General features: G+C 35.3%; 21 protein-coding genes, 1 pseudogene and 1 riboswitch. Of the genes and pseudogenes, 2 read left to right on the forward strand and 20 right to left on the reverse strand.

Going from position 1 to position 19,041, the window contains the following annotated elements; all coding sequences use genetic code 11:
- Window positions 1–111 (forward strand): annotated as a pseudogene (locus COO03_RS21875) (cysteine hydrolase family protein); the annotation flags it as partial.
- A gap of 290 nt (window positions 112–401) precedes the next feature.
- On the opposite strand, the gene COO03_RS21880 reads toward COO03_RS21875, so the two are convergent.
- The 14 genes from COO03_RS21880 to COO03_RS21945 form a co-directional block, all read right to left on the reverse strand.
- A complete protein-coding gene (locus COO03_RS21880; RefSeq protein WP_097899161.1) occupies window positions 402–1,118 on the reverse strand; it encodes an NAD-dependent protein deacylase in 717 nt (238 codons plus the stop codon).
- Between the two features lie 69 nt (window positions 1,119–1,187).
- Window positions 1,188–1,835, reverse strand: a complete 648-nt coding sequence (gene pcp / locus COO03_RS21885) for a pyroglutamyl-peptidase I (RefSeq protein WP_097899162.1) — start codon at window positions 1,833–1,835, stop codon at window positions 1,188–1,190.
- Between the two features lie 15 nt (window positions 1,836–1,850).
- A complete protein-coding gene (locus tag COO03_RS21890) occupies window positions 1,851–2,813 on the reverse strand; it encodes a DUF979 domain-containing protein (RefSeq protein WP_097899163.1) in 963 nt (320 codons plus the stop codon).
- Window position 2,814: 1 nt separating this feature from the next.
- Complete coding sequence (locus COO03_RS21895; RefSeq protein ID WP_097899164.1) at window positions 2,815–3,510, reverse strand: DUF969 domain-containing protein; 696 nt, start codon at window positions 3,508–3,510, stop codon at window positions 2,815–2,817.
- Window positions 3,511–3,530: 20 nt separating this feature from the next.
- Complete coding sequence (gene pxpA / locus COO03_RS21900) at window positions 3,531–4,289, reverse strand: 5-oxoprolinase subunit PxpA (protein ID WP_097899165.1); 759 nt, start codon at window positions 4,287–4,289, stop codon at window positions 3,531–3,533.
- Window positions 4,290–4,309: 20 nt separating this feature from the next.
- The gene (locus COO03_RS21905; RefSeq protein WP_097899166.1) at window positions 4,310–5,299 is read right to left on the reverse strand and encodes a biotin-dependent carboxyltransferase family protein; all 990 of its coding nucleotides are present in this window, start codon (window positions 5,297–5,299) and stop codon (window positions 4,310–4,312) included.
- Window positions 5,296–6,003 carry a 5-oxoprolinase subunit PxpB gene (gene pxpB, locus COO03_RS21910; protein WP_097899167.1) on the reverse strand — a complete coding sequence of 236 codons (708 nt, stop codon included), beginning with the start codon at window positions 6,001–6,003 and terminating at the stop codon, window positions 5,296–5,298. The genes COO03_RS21905 and pxpB overlap by 4 nt, the downstream gene beginning before the upstream one ends.
- A complete protein-coding gene (locus tag COO03_RS21915) occupies window positions 6,000–6,770 on the reverse strand; it encodes an IclR family transcriptional regulator (RefSeq protein ID WP_097899168.1) in 771 nt (256 codons plus the stop codon). Before COO03_RS21915 ends, pxpB begins: the two co-directional genes overlap by 4 nt.
- Before the next feature lie 155 nt (window positions 6,771–6,925).
- Window positions 6,926–7,477, reverse strand: coding sequence for a signal peptidase I (gene lepB, locus COO03_RS21920; RefSeq protein ID WP_097899169.1), 552 nt, complete (start codon window positions 7,475–7,477; stop codon window positions 6,926–6,928).
- A gap of 27 nt (window positions 7,478–7,504) precedes the next feature.
- The gene (locus tag COO03_RS21925) at window positions 7,505–8,182 is read right to left on the reverse strand and encodes a copper homeostasis protein CutC (protein WP_097899170.1); all 678 of its coding nucleotides are present in this window, start codon (window positions 8,180–8,182) and stop codon (window positions 7,505–7,507) included.
- A gap of 479 nt (window positions 8,183–8,661) precedes the next feature.
- Window positions 8,662–9,324 carry a methionine ABC transporter permease gene (locus COO03_RS21930; protein ID WP_097899171.1) on the reverse strand — a complete coding sequence of 221 codons (663 nt, stop codon included), beginning with the start codon at window positions 9,322–9,324 and terminating at the stop codon, window positions 8,662–8,664.
- Window positions 9,314–10,075: a methionine ABC transporter ATP-binding protein gene (locus COO03_RS21935; protein ID WP_097899172.1), complete on the reverse strand. Its 762-nt coding sequence runs from the start codon at window positions 10,073–10,075 to the stop codon at window positions 9,314–9,316. The genes COO03_RS21930 and COO03_RS21935 overlap by 11 nt, the downstream gene beginning before the upstream one ends.
- Window positions 10,076–10,080: 5 nt before the next feature.
- Complete coding sequence (locus tag COO03_RS21940; RefSeq protein WP_097899173.1) at window positions 10,081–11,241, reverse strand: acyl-CoA dehydrogenase family protein; 1,161 nt, start codon at window positions 11,239–11,241, stop codon at window positions 10,081–10,083.
- 14 nt (window positions 11,242–11,255) lie between these two features.
- Complete coding sequence (locus COO03_RS21945; protein WP_097899174.1) at window positions 11,256–12,074, reverse strand: MetQ/NlpA family ABC transporter substrate-binding protein; 819 nt, start codon at window positions 12,072–12,074, stop codon at window positions 11,256–11,258.
- A 59-nt stretch (window positions 12,075–12,133) separates the two neighbouring features.
- A riboswitch (SAM riboswitch) is annotated at window positions 12,134–12,223 on the reverse strand.
- A 451-nt stretch (window positions 12,224–12,674) separates the two neighbouring features.
- Between COO03_RS21945 and pssA the strand changes: the two genes are divergently transcribed.
- A complete protein-coding gene (gene pssA, locus COO03_RS21950) occupies window positions 12,675–13,166 on the forward strand; it encodes a CDP-diacylglycerol--serine O-phosphatidyltransferase (protein ID WP_097899175.1) in 492 nt (163 codons plus the stop codon).
- Here the strand turns inward: pssA and COO03_RS21955 are convergent.
- The 6 genes from COO03_RS21955 to iscB form a co-directional block, all read right to left on the reverse strand.
- Window positions 13,153–13,359 carry a hypothetical protein gene (locus COO03_RS21955; RefSeq protein ID WP_097899176.1) on the reverse strand — a complete coding sequence of 69 codons (207 nt, stop codon included), beginning with the start codon at window positions 13,357–13,359 and terminating at the stop codon, window positions 13,153–13,155. The genes pssA and COO03_RS21955 overlap by 14 nt on opposite strands.
- A gap of 138 nt (window positions 13,360–13,497) precedes the next feature.
- Window positions 13,498–14,541: a hypothetical protein gene (locus tag COO03_RS21960; protein WP_097899177.1), complete on the reverse strand. Its 1,044-nt coding sequence runs from the start codon at window positions 14,539–14,541 to the stop codon at window positions 13,498–13,500.
- Window positions 14,542–14,737: 196 nt separating this feature from the next.
- Window positions 14,738–15,049 (reverse strand): hypothetical protein, encoded by a 312-nt coding sequence (locus COO03_RS21965; RefSeq protein WP_097899178.1) that lies wholly within the window; start codon window positions 15,047–15,049, stop codon window positions 14,738–14,740.
- Window positions 15,050–15,944: 895 nt separating this feature from the next.
- On the reverse strand, window positions 15,945–16,574 hold the full coding sequence (locus COO03_RS21975; RefSeq protein ID WP_097899180.1) for a YdcF family protein: 630 nt from the start codon (window positions 16,572–16,574) through the stop codon (window positions 15,945–15,947).
- A 544-nt stretch (window positions 16,575–17,118) separates the two neighbouring features.
- Complete coding sequence (locus COO03_RS21980) at window positions 17,119–17,697, reverse strand: GNAT family N-acetyltransferase (protein WP_097899181.1); 579 nt, start codon at window positions 17,695–17,697, stop codon at window positions 17,119–17,121.
- Window positions 17,698–18,090: 393 nt separating this feature from the next.
- Window positions 18,091–19,041, reverse strand: a 951-nt coding sequence (gene iscB / locus COO03_RS21985; RefSeq protein ID WP_097899182.1) for an RNA-guided endonuclease IscB, incomplete at its 5' end; no start/stop codon positions are given.

Genomic DNA, 19,041 nt, shown 5'->3' on the forward strand with positions numbered 1-19,041 from the left:
AAAGCAACCTCTACTTTGAATAATCCATTTATGTCTGCAAAAGAGACGATTGATTTTTATGAAAATATATGGAACCACAGATTTTTAAAATTAATAGAAGATGAATCTTAGAATGAAAGATTATATAGATCGATCATTCTAAGGAATCCTAAAACGAGGATTCATCAGCGAAAATCAAACAACTTTATCATTCCTAAAAAATTATAGAGTGAAAGAAAAATTCACTTTTCAAACATCTTTAATAACCATCTATCTATCAACGTAATAGATAGATGGTTACTGTATTTCTAAGAGTGAAATTAAACAACTTTATTACCATTATTCCTTACAAACTTCAAGATAACTCTGTAACAAAAAAAGCCGAGATGAATATGATTCATCTTAGCTTTTGCTTAACTCCTCTACATCTTCTTAATGAAATCTCCAATCTTCAGTTGAAAAACATAGTCAAAATTATGTTCTTGTCCAGTTAACTCTTCATTCACTAAAATTGTTGTCGCTCCTACTTCTCTTTTGGAAATTTGCGGGAACGATGCAACCGGCTGCACTTTTAACGAAGTTCCCATAACAAGCAATACATCCGTTTCATATATACGCTTAATTGCATTTTGATATTGCGGCAATGTGTCACCATATAAAACCACATCTGGATTCAAAATAAAATTACACTTTTCACATCGCGGTACTTCATGATCTATCATATATTGTAAATCATATTTCGCCTGGCATTTTGGACAATGTGCTGTTTGAAGTGTACCATGTAAATCAATAACATGCTTACTACCACCTAATTGATGAAGACCATCAATATTTTGTGTGAGCACCGTAATATCTTTTCCTTGTTCTTCTAGTCCTGCTAAAAATTCATGTCCGCGATTCGGTTTATATTGATGAAATGTGTTAATTTGAAATATTTCTTTATAATGCTTCCAAAATTCTTTTGGGTTACGGTTATAGTATCCTCTTGATAAATACATTTCTACGTTTGCATCTGCATATAAACCATTTGCTGAGCGGAAATCAGGAATTCCGCTTTCCGTACTAGCACCAGCACCCGTTAACACTGTAATTTTATTTGCCTTTTCTATAACAGAACGAGCTTCTTCGTATTGCTGCATAACTCTCACCTCTATGTATATTTCTTCCTTCATTATACCAGTTGTCCATAGAAGGTGTTCTATATTTGTTTAATGTGTGGCCCCGCCGCATTCTACAATATCTTTTTCTACCTCTAGTGCAACCTCAATTAATAATTCAATACCCTTTGTAATCGTAGAAAGGGACATGCTTGGGTGTCCGGAATGGTTACTTGCTTGTTCTGGTAAAAACGGAATATGTACAAAACCACCGCGTGCCCCATTTTCACTTTTCGCTAATATATGCATAAGCCCATAAAAAAGATGATTACAAACAAAAGTACCCGCAGTTTGCGAAACAGATGCTGGAATTCCTTCTGCACGAAGTTTCTTTACAATAGCTTTCGGTGGAAGAGTAGACCAATAAGCAACTGGCCCCTCTTCTATAACAGGTATATCAACGGGTTGATTTCCTTCATTATCAGCAATTCTTGCATCATCAATATTAATAGCTACACGCTCCACTGTAATATCCGCTCGCCCTCCAGCTTGTCCAATGCAAATAATAATCGCTGGCTCAAATTCATCTATATATGACTGTAATATTTGTATGGATTTATGAAATACAGTTGGAACTTGTTTACTAACAATCTTATACTCTCCAAATTTTTTCTCGTCAAGCTGCTTTGCAACTTCCCAAGCTGGATTAATATCTTCTCCTCCAAAAGGCTCAAAACCAGTTAATAGTACCGTTTTCATTTTCACCGCTCCCTACTAGAATCGATATACAAGCCCATACATAATAAACATATTAATTACAAAGATTGTGATGGCAATCGGTGCTTGTGCTTTAATTACTGCATTTTTATCTTTTAATTCTAATAACATCGCCGGCACAATATTAAAGTTTGCTGCCATCGGTGTCAGCAATGTTCCGCAGTACCCTGCGAACATACCAAGCGCTGCCATAATCGCTGGATTTCCCCCATGCATTTGAACGATAAGAGGTAAACCAATCCCGCCTGTAATAACCGCAAAGGCAGCGAAAGCATTCCCCATTACAATTGTAAACAACATCATGCCTAAGCAATATGCCATAACAGCAACAAATGGATATTCTGTCGGCAATACTTGTCCTACTAAATCAGAGACAACTTGACCAACACCAGACTTTGCAAAAATTCCCCCAAGCGCTGCTAACATTTGTGGTAAAATAACTGCCCAGCCAACAGCTTGCAACAATCTACTACCTTCTTGTACAGGTGCTGTTATCTTCGCCTTTGTAATACCCATTGCTGCTACAAACGCGAGCAATGCTCCAAGTGCTAAAGCAATTAATGTAACTTTCTCAGGATCAACAAGAGATACGCTTCCAAACTTGATTTTTCCTAATGTTAACGTACCGATAATTGTAAAAATAGGTATTAAAATAGCTGGCATAAAAATTTTATTCCCTAGTTTTTCTGCATGTTTCACACGTTCCTCGGTAGGTGCTTCTTTCTCATTAGATTTTGTCACCTTATTTAAAGATGCTAAAACAACCATCGCTAACACTATACAGCCGATATAAAATGATGGAATGATCTTTCCAAATAAAAATGTAATAGAAAATAATGCCCAAAATAAACTGGAACCAAGTCGATTTGGATGCTGACGATCAAAAGCAACACGAATTGCAACAAAAGCAACAATGATACCTAGTATATAATAAATTGTATCCAGTGTAATAAGCTTCATCCTATATCGCCTCCTTATCTTGACGCTCTTCCTTTTTCATAACCGCTGCAATATGTTTATCAAGCTGTCTAAATCGAATCCAACTTACAATAAAAGCTGAGAGTGCAGTGGGGATTCCCCAAAGCGCCATATCCCATACACCAACATGCATTCCTACAGAATCAAAGAATCCTTTCATTAATAAAATTGCTCCTGTTGCAATGAAAATATCTTCCCCAAAAAACCATGCCGTATTTTCGGCTGCCGCAGCATTCGCTTTAATCTTTTCTTTCAATTTCTCAGGAAGTTTTCCATAACGGCCTTGCGCGGCTCCTTCTGCCATTGGTGCAACAAGAGGTCTTACTGTTTGTGCATGTCCACCAATATTAAGTCCTATTGCCGCTGAAGCCTCGCGAATTGTAAAATATGACATCAGTACTTTTCCAGTTGTAGCACCTTTAGATTTTGTTATTAAAGCTTCTGCTCTTTCCTTCAATCCATATCGTTCTAATATTCCTATTACAGGAAGAGTCAATAAAATTGGCATAGACATATATCGATTTTCTACGAAAAACTTTCCAAACATGCTAATGACATCATAAAAACTCATCCCCGAAACCATACCAGTAACAACTCCTGCCACCATGACAACTAACAGTGTATTCAGGCGAAATAAAAAACCAACAGCTACAAGCAATATCCCAATTAATTTCAACATTTATGTATGACCCCCTTATTCTATTTTGGTGCACAAATGGAAACACCTTTTAATCGAAATGTTCTGTATATTCTTTCTGCAAATTGAACTGCTTTCTCCCCATCACCGTGTAGACAAATTGTTTTTGCATGTATAGCTACAACGGTGCCATCAACTGCTTGTACATGTCCTTCTTGTACCATTTGCAGCACCTGCTCAATTGCCCGATCTTCATTTTTGATAAGCGCATTTTCTTCTGTACGACTCGTTAATGTTCCATCCGATTGATATGTACGATCAGCAAATGCTTCCTGCACGAGATTTAGTTCATATTTTTCAGCAGCTTGTATAAATGCACTATTTGCTAATCCATACAAAAACAGCTCTGGATTCATATGATAAATTGCTTTTGCAATTGCATCCGCAATCTTTGGATCAGTGGCTGCCATATTATATAGTGCACCATGCGGTTTTACATGGTGCATCCTTCCTCCTGCCGCCCTTACAAATCCATCTAATGCTCCTATTTGATATAAAACATAATCATATACTTCATCTGGTGAAACATGCATCGCTCTTCTCCCAAATCCAACTAAATCTGGAAAGCCAGGATGTGCACCTATTGCTACATTATTTCTCAATGCTTTTTCAACGGTTTGACGCATAACAGTTGGATCACCAGCGTGAAAACCGCATGCAATATTTACAGATGAAACAAACGGAAGAATTGCATCATCATTTCCTATTTTATATGCACCAAATCCTTCTCCTAAATCACAATTCAAATCAACGGTAACCATGTTTCATTTCTCCTCCTACTCTATCCTTGTAAGGCAATGAATCTCTTTAATAGACTTAAATCTTGTTCTTGCTCTATATAAAGCTTCTCTGCTTCTGCTATAGAAATTTTTGCAAACGAGACATAGTCTCCTGGCTTTAATTGTGCAAGAATTGGTAAATCCACCGATATTACATTGCCAATTCGCGGATATCCACCTGTTGTTTGTCGATCAGCCATTAAAATAATAGGATGACCACCAGATGGCACTTGAATTGTTCCGAATGTAACTGCACTGGATAAAACCTCAGATTCTTCTATTCTCTTCAGATTCTCGCCTTCTAGCCTATATCCCATACGATCAGCATAATTAGATACTTTATACTCTTTTGTAAAAAAGGATTCTAAACTTTCCTTCTTAAATTGGTTCCATTCAAAATCTGTGATGACTCGGATAACTGGATGAAGACTATACTTTGGTAAAACGTGATCACATATTCCCCACCTCGTTTTTATCCTTTCTTCACCTAGCAATTTCTTTATCATACAAGTAGCAAATTGGGATGGTGTACCAATTTGAAAACGGTCTCCCTTTTTAAGTGCTCTTCCTTCTATACCACCTATAGCAGCACGCACATATGTACTTTTACTACCCATACTACTTGCAACATCGATTCCACCTGCAAATGCTACGTATGTTCTGCACCCAAGCTGCGCTTTTCCGAAGCAAAGCATACTACCTTCTTTTGCTATAATTGGTCGCCATAATGGAATTGCCTCTCCATTTAACAAAGGTTCCATATTCGCACCACCAATTGCTAACAATGTTGTTTTTTTAATTAGAATTTTCGGTCCCATAACCGTAATCTCTAATCCAGCTTCATCCTCTTCATTTCCAACTAACATATTTATGATCCTTAATGCTGTCTGATCCATAGCTCCGCCAACAGGTACACCATATTGTTGATACTGGTATCTCCCTAAATCTTGAACTGTTGTAAACATTCCAGCATGTAAAACCTCAGCATTCATTTCTTATCCCCCTCTAAGATTACATATTCTTCCTCTGTTATTGGGATAAAACGCAAATACATGCCGCTTTGTACATATGTAGGAGGATCTTCACTTGGCCTGAATAAAGAAACTGGCGTTCGGCCGATAATATTCCAGCCACCTGGTGTTTCCAGTGGATATATTCCTGTTTGACTTCCACCAATTCCTACTGAACCAGACACTATTTGTAAACGCGGTGTTTGTTTTCTCGGGGTTTCTAACTCTTTCGGCATACCGCCTAAATAGGGAAAACCAGGCGTAAATCCTAACATATAAACAAAATAAGTCGCTTCACTATGAATACGAATTACGTCTTCTACCTGCAATTCGTGATATGCTGCAACTTCTTCTAAATCGGGTCCATACTGCCCTCCGTAACAAACCGGAATAGAAATGTGATTACGCTTCTTTTTCGCAGCGTTTTTGTTGTGATAAAATAAACCACTAATGTATTCACATACATAATCATAAGGTGCTATGTTTCTTCCATTTTGCTTCCATAATGCGTACAAATCATAATAAACTGTTAAAGAAGCAAAAGATGGCACACATTCAATCATTCCTACAAACGGACTCTGTTTTAATGATTGAAATAACGCTTGTACTTTCTCATATATATCCATATGAATACTTTCCCCAAATGTAACGACTACTGCTTGATCTCCTAAAGCTGAAAATTTCATCGTTCCCCTTCTTTCTCTTCCCTCCAGCCAAGCTCTTTTGAAATTTGGTACGCTGTTTCTTTTATTTCTGTAATAAACTTTGGAATAGTTGATTCATTATACTCTATCGCTAATCCTGAAATACTAATTCCAGCTATTACTCTTCCATCACTTGCAAAAACAGGCACTGCAATCGCAGCAGTATGATTTTCAAGTTCAGAATAACTAATTGTATAGCCTTGTTTTTTCGCCGTTTGTAACAGATTCAATAATTGTTCTTGATTCAATATTGTTCCATCTGCAAATCTTTCTAATTTCGTTTCCTCAATATATTTCCTTTGATCTTCTTCTGAAAAATAGGAAAGTAAAATGCGCGGACATGCTCCAGCATATAAAGGAGCTCTCTTTCCAATCTCTGTATATACTCGAACCGGTTGATCCCCATCCATTTTTTCAATATAAATAGCATCATTACCGTCTTGAATAATTAAATTCACAGCTTGACCAAGAGTATCTCTAAGCTGTTTCATATAAGGCTTTGCAATGTTTCGTACTGATAATCGTTGCGACACCAGTTGGCCAAACCGTAAAAATATGAAACCGAGTTGATAACTTCCTCTTATTGTTTTTTGTAAAAAGCCCATTTCTTCAAGCGAACCAATTAAGCGATACACAGATGTCTTTGGCATTCCTGTAAGCTGAACCATCTCTGTTAACGTCAACTCTTCATGTTCATAAAACAGTTCTAAAATATCCATCGTTTTTACTGCTGTTTTATTTATACTCATCTTAACTCCCCTAAATTCCGAAATACGGAACATGAATTCCGTTTTTTGAAACATATGTATAATTTAAAATTATAAAATATTCTTTTTATTTAAACAATATTTTTTCAATAAAAAAAAGCATTGAAAAAATATCAATGCTTTTAACTCTTCAGTTACTACAACGTTCTTACATGTTCTAGTGGCCAAAATACAGCTTCACCTTTTCCGACAATTTGATCCTCAGAAATAAAACCAAACATGCGGCTATCTTTTGAAACTTGGCGATTATCCCCTAATACAAACACTTGACCTTCAGGTACTTTTGTTTTCCCCGTTTTTTGTTCTAATGTAAAATCAGGAGTTAAATTCCCTGATGATATTTTCGCCTTATAATCAGCTAAATACGGCTCATCAACAGCTTTTCCATTTACATATAAAACATCATTTTTATACTCAATTGTATCGCCCGGTAAACCAATTACTCGCTTTACTAAGTCATATCCTTCTTTTCCATGAAAAATGATAATATCAAAACGATCCAATCCTTGTATATTGTAACCAATTTTATTGACAATAACGCGCTCATTATTTTCTAAAGTAGGCATCATGGATTCACCTTGTACGAGTGAAGGAGTAAATAAAACACCTCGAACTACAAAAGCGATTGCAAATGTAATACCTAGTGTCTTAACCCATGAAATGATTTCTTTTTTCTTGCTTTTCTCCATCTTTTTCCCTCTTCCCTAGCACTATGATTATTTTGTTAATTTCACTAGAACTTGTACAGATTTTTGATCAATTTCAGCAAAACAAGATTTTTCTTCTCGAACAGCAGTACCAACGTGCGCTTGTGTAATCCCTGTTTCATTCAGCAATTGTTGTATATTCTCTTTTGTCACACCACTGCCGACAATTAACTCAATATTCCCTTGACTCTCTCTTTTCATTTCAGACAACACAGAAATATTCTCTACTATATCTCCATGACCACCAGAAGTTAAAATATGAGTTACCTTATCAAAATTCCGAAGTATCTTTACCGCTCCTACTAAATCATCTACCTCATCTATAGCGCGGTGAAATGTCACATTGACTCCATTTACAACAGATAATAGATCTGCTAATTTCCCTTCATCAATTTGATTCTGTTCATTTAAAACACCTAACACAACGCCTGCTGCGCCAAGTTCCTGTGCAATTTGTATATCTTCTTTCATCATTTCAATTTCTTCTTTCATATATATAAACGACTTAGCGTGTGGACGAATCATAACATGGACCGGTATGTTTACTGCCTTCACTGCTTCTTTTATAAAAGCATAACTTGGCGTTAATCCACCTTCTGTATATGCTGAAATAAGCTCAATTCGATTTCCACCAGCTTTTTCAATTCGCCGCACATCTTCTAAGCATGTTGCAATTACTTCTAGCATGAAACTACCTCTTTTCGTACTTTCCCTCATTATACAGTAGCACAAACCAGAAGCCTAGCTTTCTCATATAAAACATAAAAAAGAAGATAGAAAAGAAAGATTTTAAAATCCCTGTAAAATCCCAAAACCAAAAATCTTTTCATCATTATAAACAAATTTCAAAGATAAATATATATAAAATGAGAACATGCATATTAGAATCTATATAAATACAAGTTAAAAACCGACCTAAAAAACCCTGTCTTTTTAGATCGACGAGGGCCTTTTCCTGCCACATGCTAAGGTGAAAAAAGGGAGAAAACGAATACAGGTCATGTTTTATTCTGTATCACAGTGACTTATATGTTGAAAGGTTGAAATGTATATAATATGTGCATTCTTTCATTAACCCGCTATAGAACTCCTCCCATTAACTTAATAAATTTTTTTCCATTTGCTACAACAAATTATGGATTTTCATGTATACCGTTTTTACACACTTATCTTTTATCAATTTTTGCTGCAATTCGATTTCCAATAAATTGGACAGACTGAACGAGAATAACAAGCATAAGTACTGTAACAACCATAACGTCGGTTTGGAAACGATAATATCCAAAACGAATTGCTAAATCACCAATACCTCCGCCTCCGACAACACCTGCCATAGCAGAGTAGGAAATAAAACTTACTGTTAAAACGGTTAAACTTAATACAAGACCCGAACGCGCTTCAACGAGTAACACTTTCCGTACAATTTGAAGCGGCGTCGCTCCCATTGCTTCCGCAGCTTCAATTACTCCTTTTGGCACTTCACGTAATGCCTGTTCTACAAGTCTTGCAAAATAAGGAATTGCTGCTACTGATAAAGGGATCGTTGCAGCAATCGGACCAATTGTTGTTCCTAATATCGCCCGTGTAAGAGGCACAAGAGCCACTAGTAATATAATAAATGGGAACGAGCGAATAATATTTACAATCCCGTTTAAAACGCGATGAACCATGTTCTGTTCCAGAATCTGTCCTTTACTTGTAAAATATAAAATAACACCTAAAGGAACGCCTAAAATAATTGCTGCTCCAACAGAAAGTCCAACCATTAACAATGTTTGCAAAAGTGATGTCCAAATCTCCGGAAGCAATGGAATAATGTTATTGAACATGTGCGATGCCTCCTTCTTGCTCTACGCCTAATAAGAGTTTCGCAATTTCTGATGTTGGTTTTAATTGTTGATCATATAAATCAAATGATTCAACAACTTCTCCCTCTTCCATTATTGCGACTTTATTACAAATTTGTTTAATGACATTCATTTCATGCGTTACGATTACGATTGTAACGCCTAATTCTCTATTGATCTTTTGTAAAAATTGCAAAATAGAACGTGTCGTTTTCGGATCGAGCGCCGATGTTGGTTCATCACAAAGTAAGACTTTTGGATTATTTGCCAATGCACGAGCAATTGCTACCCGTTGCTTTTGTCCGCCACTTAGTTGTGCGGGGAAATGATGCGCTTTATCACTTAAACCAACAATCTCTAAGCATTCTCTTACACGATTTTCTCTTTCTTCTTTCGGAACTGATTTTAACTCTAATGGTAAAGCGACATTATCTGATACGTTTTTATTATGAAGAAGATGAAAATGCTGAAAAATCATACCGATTGATTGTCTTGCCGTTCGTAAATTTTTCTTAGATAACTTTGTTAAATCTTCGCCGTTCACAATGACTGCACCCGAATCTGGCTTTTCCAACAAATTCATCGTACGTAATAATGTAGACTTTCCGGCACCACTTAATCCCGCAATCCCATATATATCATATTCTTCAATTTGCAAAGAGACTGATTTTACACCGTGAAATAAACCTTCTTTCGTTTGAAAGGTTTTATTTATATCACGTAACGTGATCATTTCACTCACTCCTTTTCACTTGATTTAAAAGCATCGTCTGCTATTAATGAGAGCGTTACATCATCCATCGGAGGGTTGTGCAAACCAGCTCGAACATTCAAATAATAGCGGTGTAATGGATTCGTTTCAGATAGGCTTTTTGCCCCTACAATTCGCATTGCTTTATCAACAACCGATATTGCTGCATTTGTCGCAATATATTTTGCTGCTGCTAATTCCGCTTGTAATGATTGTTTATCTTCTATCTCATCATATTTTTTTGCGACTTGATATAAAAATGTACGAGCTTGCAAGAGTTCTAACTCTAACTCTCCTACTAATCTTCTAACATTAGGGAGTAAGCTAATTGGATGGCTTAAACTATTCGGTTGATACGATTTTGCAAAATCAATTGCATAATTTCTTGCGGCCTGTGCAATTCCTAAGTAGCATGCTGGTATATGAAGTAACCATCCAATTCCTTTTGGTTTCGTCTTTGAACCCTTTATATCGGTAAAGTACTTATTAGCAATCTCCACATTCTGTAATACAAGATCATGACTAGCCGTTCCGCGCATTGCAACACTATCCCATGTTTCTTCAATAAAAACACCTTTTTCATGTCTTGGAATTACAAATTCCCCAATTTCTTCTCGTCCTTCCACGCTGGCTGATATGATGAAATAATCAAGTACAGGAGCCATCGTTGTAAAAGTTTTTCTTCCGTTTATTATCCACTTATCACCTTTTTGTACCGCTAACGTTTCTGGTTTTCCTCCACGCGTAGGACTCCCTGTATTTCGCTCTGTTGCAGCTCGGTTAAAAAGAGCACCTTTTTTTACCTCTTCACAAAACCAAGAAAACATGTCAGGTTTCCACGAGCGATTTTCAGCAAGTTCCTTCACAATTCCAAGATGCCATCCAATTGATAAAGCTGTCGCGCCATCTCCTTCTGCAATTTTTTCTTGAAATAAAACAAAATCATATAAAGAAATAGCCTCGCCTCCAACATCTTTTGGGAGTGTTAGTTTTGTATAGCCAATATTCTGTAAATCTTTAATATTTTCAAAGGGAAAAGAACCAAGCTCACTTAGCTGATATTCTCTTCCTGCAAACTGTGGAATTAATCCCTTTAGCTTCTCTAACACAAGAAGTTGTTCTTCTGTTTCTACAAATGAGATTGCCATATTGAGGCCTCCTTTTACTTTAAGTAATCAGGTAACACAAAACCTTCAAACTGTTCTTCAGATTGAATCATTTTTTTAAATTCTGGTGAATGATATGCCTCAATTAAATCTTTAACAAATGGTTTCTCTTTATCTTCATCGCGAACTGTAACAATGATTCGGTGTTGTGATGGTGTTTTTTCTAATTCAAGTGCTTCTTTTAATTTATGTCCAGATGAAATAACAAGATTTCCGTTAATAATACCGTAATCTAGATCCTTCATAGCTCGTGGAATTTGCGGCGATTCAAGTGGAACAAGTTTGAAATTTTTCTTTTTATACGTCACGTCTTTTTCAGAAATCGTTAAAATATTTATATGGTCCTTTAACTTCACCCAACTAATTCCTTCTAGAATACGTAATGCACGCTCTAAATTAACTGGATCATTTGGCACCCCTATTTTCATGCCATCTTCCAAATCATCTAGTGATTTATGTTTTTCAGAATATACACCTTGAGGTGCTGAAGGAACTTGTATTACCCCTGTAATTTTCGCATTATTTTCTTTTGCGTAAGATTCCATAAAAGCGGTGCTTTGAAATATATTTGCATCAATATCTTTACTTGTTAACGCTGGATTTGTTTCGTTTGGTGAATTAAACTCAACAATTTTAACTTTATACCCCTTTTTCTCTAAGTACGGCTGTACTGCTTTTTTCACTTGATCACTATACGGACCAGGTGTAAACCCTAAGCGAATTTCTTTTCGGTCTCCCGCTGATGTTTGTGCGCAACCAGTAATAACAAACAAACTACATACAATACTTACAAGTGCAAAAAATAAACGCTTCATCCCTTTTCCCCTCCTAATAAAAAACAACCTTACATATAAGAAGGTTGTCATTTTTTCCCCTCTTATCTACTCGGAATTAGCACCTTGTCATTCTTTTTCAGGTTGCTGAAGTTTCATTGGGCCGTTCCCTCCACTTCTCTCGATAAGATTATATTGGATTGTTGTTCCTATTGTGTCACTATTCCGATGAAAATACAAGGTTTTTTTACGTTTTTTCTATAATATGTAAAAGAAAGGTTCATCACCAAAAGACGGGGGTNNACTTTCCTCGCTATTCCCGCTGGAGTCGCCACTCTCCGTTCCATGTATGAAAAATGATTCTTTTTCAAAAAATCCCCCCCTGTTACGGTGATGAACCAAAAGAAAGAAAACCTCAATTTCGCCCGTCTATTTAAACGACTTTATTTTAAATTAAACAGCTTTATTATTGCTGCACAATTAGAATAGTGAAAAGCCGATTTTCCTTAGCGTATAGGAAATCGTTTTTTTCTTGTCGAAATTTACTTAGCGTACGGTGATCATGTATTTTTAAGAATAACGGAAGAATATATAGAAAATGCTACATAAATAGGAAGTTTGATCAACTAAGGGGGGACAACCTTGTTCAATCATATAGTAAAAGCTGTACCCAATTTATTTACGATCGGAAATTTATTGTGCGGTGTTTTTTCAATTACCTTAAATATAAGTGGCTTTTTAGAAGCATCCTCCATTTTTATTTTCTTTTCGGCTGTTTTAGACCTTTTTGATGGAAGGATTGCGAGAAAATTAAAAGTGAACAGTGAGTTTGGCGTAGAATTGGATTCCTTAGCTGATATTGTTAGTTTCGGAGTTGCTCCTGCACTTCTATTTCATTCGATAGCAACACCATCTTTTTTAACTACTTTGGCATTCATCCTTTTCCCAACGATGGGTGCTTTAAGATTAGCTAAATTTAGTGTTAAACCAACCATTGGATATTTTATGGGATTACCTATTCCAGCTGCTGGATTACCATTGGCTGGTATGGGGTTGTTTTCATACAGCAATGCATGGATTACCTTAATCCTCGCTCTCTTAATGGTAAGTCCAATTAGGTTTAAAAAACTTTAATTTGGATCCCATCGACATGATGTGATGGCGTATTACTTTGAAGAAATGGACTGGCATGATGTCGATTATCATACAGTGCTTTCCCGATTCTCGCTGGATCTAATGTAGAAGGAGACACTGTTAAATCGACCATGCCACGCACCATTTTATTTGGAATCTGTCCTTGTAGTCCTTTTTTAAAGCTATCCTTCATAAATTTCTTACCTATTTTACTTTCACCTAGAATTATTCCAATCCTGTAAGATGTTTAAAGAAAAAATAAAGACTATGTATATGTGAAATGAAGAATCCGACCTGGTACTTTATCCAGGTCGGATTTAAATATATATTTCTATTCTGATTGTTTTTGGATACCTACATTTACAGTAGGTTCAACATAATCCTCAAGCTCACTCTCAAATCCTTGGTATGGTTTTGGAACATATATAGTAGTAAAATTAGATACTCCATTACTTACATCTTGTTTATTCAATTTGCCTTTAATTCTAGACATTGTATTAGCAGGCAATGTGCCCATTATTACATTTTTATCGTCATTAATAGGGATTTGCTCTCCGTTCAGAAAAGCCATGACAGCAAAATCTTGTTTTAAATCTTGCTGATTGCCTACGTTTATATAATAATTAACATCTTTATTTAAATTCTCTTCAATTATCCAAGGCTCTAGCTTTTTAGTTTTGGTAACTATAGAGCCCTCGAATGGGGCGTTGGACTCCATTTCACTCAATTTAGTGTATTCTAGTTTCTTCTTCTTAACATCTCCAACTATTGCTGTTGTTCTTATCGGAAGTATATGAGTCAGTTCTGTTGCTTTCCTACTGTCCATATCCAAGTCTTTCCTATTAGAGTCTTTCATCACAAGAAAAATTACATCATGTATCCCTTCTTCCATATTTACTATAGAAAACGGTATGAAAATAATCCCCTTAGGTTGTATAGAAAATTTTAATTTATTGGATTTTTCTCCCCCTAACTGAATGTGCTGTTGTTTATAATCAATAATAGGGACCAACATAAATTCTTTTTTCTCATCGGACAAATTACTGATAGCAATAGTTGATGTAAAATTAGAATTCTCTCCTACTTCAAAACCAGTTGTTTGAATTACAGTTTTATTATTGTTAGTTACTAATGCAGTCCCGACACCATCATTGGAGCGAGGAACATAAGAATAGTTATATGCCTGATCTTCCTTCACTGTCATATCGATGTTTTCGTCTGACTTTGTTAACTCAATCTTTACTTGTGTCTTAATACTTTCATTTTGTGTTCTTAGTTCTTTCTCATTAGAAAGCTTCCATAAACCATAAATACTGAACATAACTACTACTGTTGCTGCTATGACAGTAAATAATTTCCATTTATTTTTCTTCATAAGTTTCTCCTTAAAATAAAACAAGGAGAAATTCCTTCCCCCTGTTTAAAAATTACTTGTTATAAGATTCATATTGGATTGTCATATACCCTTGTTTTTCAAAAATATGATTACCATATCCTTCAACGCCCCAGCCGCTATCTCCAGCTTTAGCAGTTGCTCCAGCATAAGAAGCATTATATTGATTGTCTGTTGATTATTTAACTAGAGCGCCATCTTTGTATGCGCTTGCTTTTGCATAAATCCTTTTAATAGGTGTAGCTTTTCCATCTGACATGTAAGATTCTGAAGTTGTTTCTACAGTGCCTTTATTATGTCTAGTTTGGTACCTGTAATAAGGATAAGAACTTGCATATTGTACGCCTGCAGAATCAATTCTTTGAGGTACTACCGTTCCTTCTGAAGGTAAATTATTAGGATTTCCAATCTCTTCCGCTGATGCTGAACTAGCAAAAATGCTTGTACCTAAAATGCAAGCTGCGCTTAAAAGACCTAATTTTCTTTTCATAGAATAACAACCTCTAAAGAAATAATATTTATATGGTTTTATATTCCTCTTTTTACATTTAAAACAATTACCAAAAAGGTAACATATATGGGCAGCGAATAACTGAAAAGTACATATATTTCACATTATTTTCACATTTGGAAAACATAGAGTATATTTAATAGGGCTTATTTTTAAAAAGAATTCAACATTTTGATGTCTATCATTTTCTTCATCATTGATTTGTTCATTCGGTAAGAAAATTTGAATAAAGGTAGGGGAAGGTGAATGAACGTTTATTTAAAAATACCTATCTAACAAGCCATTATAACGAAAATAAAGTTTTTGTATTTCTACATCAAAAGTTAAACAATTTTTTCAACCCCGTCCTAAAGCCGGGACGAGGTTGAATGTGTCTGTGCTTTTAAAAAATTTGCAACATTCTTTATAAATAGCATTAGGGTTCCCTAGTGCTGGCGTGAAATAAAGTTTGATTAAATTAACATAATAAACCTTGATAAAAGAGGCAAATAGAAAAAGCGTGTTTTGAAAAAAAGATGGATCAAAACACGCTTTTTCTATATTCAATTGAATCATCCTTTTATAAAAAAGTTTGATTAAAATAATGGTCTAAAACCTTTGTTTAACAATAAACAAAAAGAAATCCATTTTGAAAAAAGATTATTCAAAATGGATTCTTTTCTTTAAGCACTACAGAAACGACTTTATTATTAGTACACAATAGAAATGCTCTATGAGCTCCCTGATTAAATTATGAATGACACGACAAAAAGGATAGATAAGGTAAAAACAAATCACCTTGCCTATCCTTCTATATTAGGAATCTTTTTTTACGCATTTCTCAATAGAAATCTCCATTTCAAAGCACATTACTGTTTCTGTCACTACAAATTCTTTACTCACCTTTCAATGCACGTATTGGCAACGAAGTAACATATCCAATATACGAACATAATTCTTTAAAAAAGAAAGGAATTTCTGTATCTAATGTTTTATATGCTGATGTTGGGGTTGGTGAGGCGTATGCATCCATCCCAATATGCTTTGCAATTCGCATCGCTCGTTTCATATGAAGAGGATCACTCACAATCGTGTACGTATGTAGCCCATTATCCATACCGACCTGCTTCGCATTTTTTAAGTTATCTTCTGTAAAACGCGACTCTGTTTCAATTAAAATATCTTCTTCCTTGACGTCATGCTTTAATGCATACGCTTTCGCAGTACGTGCTTCCTCAAGCTCCGATTCAAACTTTGTACCACCAGTAAAAATAATTTTTTTTACACTTCCGTTCTTATACAAGGAGATAGCATGATTAATTCTTTCACGAAATACAGGGGATGGTTTGCCGTTCCAAGAAGCTGCTCCGAGTACAACGGCAGCGTCTGTATTTACCTTATCCGTTTTAAATCGATAGCTCCAAATATCGTATGCCGCGTAACATACAAATAGAATCATAGAGCTAATCATAAGCAAGAATACTTGCAAGATTCTTCTTTTTTTACTTTTCTTATTTTGTTTCATTTATACTAGCCTCCGTGCATCATCCATACTTCTAAAAAAACAATATATAAATCATTTTATTTGAGTTTATTTGAAAGAAGATAATTTTTAATCCTATGTGCATTAAAGGGTTTTCATTCAAATAGAGGATTGTCAATTCATTCTTGTTTGTGGATCATTTTTCATTTGCATCTTTTACAAATTTAATTATCATGCAACACCATTGTAACGAATTTTTTCACAGAAGGGAATGATGAAACCAAAGTATATAAAAGAAGTAATCATTTTGTAAGAAAAAAAGATATATTTTCCGTTTTTATGAAAATATACCTTTTGAATCGTCTTACAATTTACTATATATACATCAATTAAAAAACCGACATGCCCCCCTCTTTTTAGATGGGAGAGAGCATCTGGCCATGCATAGAAGTGGTCGGGGCATTTTTCTGCCACATGCGAAGTAAAAACAGAAAGAGTAAACGAGTGTGGGTTACTTTTTATTCTGCATAGCAGGGATTTAGATGTCGGAAAATTAAAATGGTTTTATATATTTAACCATAATCTCTTATTTATATACCGCTAGTTTTTGTAATAGTTGTTCTTTTGTAACTGGCCACTCGCTTGCAATCATACTATATACAACTGCATCTCTTACATAACCGTTTGGCAATTGTCTCTCATTTCGCAATATACCTTCTTTTACAGCACCAAGCCTTTCAATTGCGCGCTGTGCTTTTTCATTTCGTAAATCAGTTTTTATTTGCACTCGTAACATATGTAATTCTTCAAAAGCGTATTGCAATAGCATATACTTACACTCAGTATTTATACTTGTTCGTTGTACACTTGGATGATACCATGTTTGCCCAAGTTCAACGGTTTTATTTTCTTTTGATATATTATATAAGCGTGTACTTCCTACGATTCTATTCGTTTTTTGATCTACTACAACAAATGGTAGATCGGTTCCTCCTTCAAAACCTTTTATGGCCGCTTGAACATACCGCTCCATATCTTGATAGCTATCCATTTTAGCTATTAAATACGTCCATATTTCTTTATTTCCTTCCACAATGCTAAATAAACTTTCGACATCATCTACATGCATTAATCGTAACATTGCTCTGTCATTTACTATTTCCATAAACTATTCTCCTTTTCTATGTATCTAGCTATATCATAATGAAAAATGAGAATACTTTCAAAATCTTTAAAATTTATTTTATTTGCTCCAAAAATATTTTTTCTTTCATTCAAAATTCAATAACAATATAAAGAGGACTCGCTTTTATAACAGAAGCGAGTCCTTTTCGACCTTTCAAGCAAGATATATGCAATTGGTATAATAATTACTAATGTTAAGATTGTTCTTTCAACATACAAAATAATCAATTAGAAGACTACTTTTAGACTATCAGATACATTATTGATTTCGCTGCGCCTCTTTAACGTATTCCCGAAAGAAGCCCCCATCTTCAAGCACGCAAAGGGCAAAAGCCCAGCGGTAAGGTGGGGATGAATTTCGGTTAGGCATCTCCTAACTGATTTGTAAGAATTGCCAATTGTTCGAATGGTGTATATGTTCCATATCTGACATCTTCACTTGCTTATAAGATTTAGCTGGATTTTGTATATATTGTCCATGTATATCTTGTACGTATACCATTTTCCCTGTAAATCCTGTCACAAATCCTACTTGTCCAAATACTTTCACTTTATCCCCTAAATAAACTCCATCTACATACGGTGTTTTTTTTTGGTTCCGTTTTGCATTTGTATTCTTGGTTTTTCTTCCTTTCCTTGCAGTCGATTCATGCAGGGAACGCTTTTTCTTCCTAAATTGCTTAATTCGAAATTCACCGCTTTGATCATATTCTTGTATTTGTGTTGGGTTGGTAATCGCAATCGCATCATTTACATGTGTTTTGGATAAACCTAATTCTTTTCGCTTCGGTGTCGTGTAACTGCCATACGTAATCTCACAATCTAAACGATTCATAATTTGCAACCGCAATATATTCATAAAGGCCGTTTCTTTATATTGTTTCGGCTTTTGGAAACGATGTTTGATCTTCCCTTGATGGAACTTTTCATGACATTCTTCATGTACTGTTACAAGGTTATCTGCCATATCAGAACCGCCGTTGCATCGTTCGATGATATGATGCGTATGCAAAATACCACCTTTTTTCTTGCAAATTTGACACGTATAGTTATCTCTCACAAATACGTAATATCTTGTATTCCAAAAGCCAAAGGCATTTCCTTGTTGATATTCGATTCCTTGTATGTCAGGTTTTTTTAGTTTTTGCGCATCAAATTTCCCTACTTCGACAATGACTTTTGGAGATGGTAATAACGAGCGAAATGTTTCAATCCAATGAATTTGGTTATCCACTCTGCTTTGAATCGATGGCGGTAACCATCCTTCTTTCTTTTTTCGGTTGAGAAAACGTGCTTCTCGATATCTTGTTTTTCGTTGTCTTCT

It is taken from the genome of Bacillus sp. AFS098217 (genome assembly GCF_002551815.1).
Lineage (GTDB): Bacteria > Bacillota > Bacilli > Bacillales > Bacillaceae_G > Bacillus_A.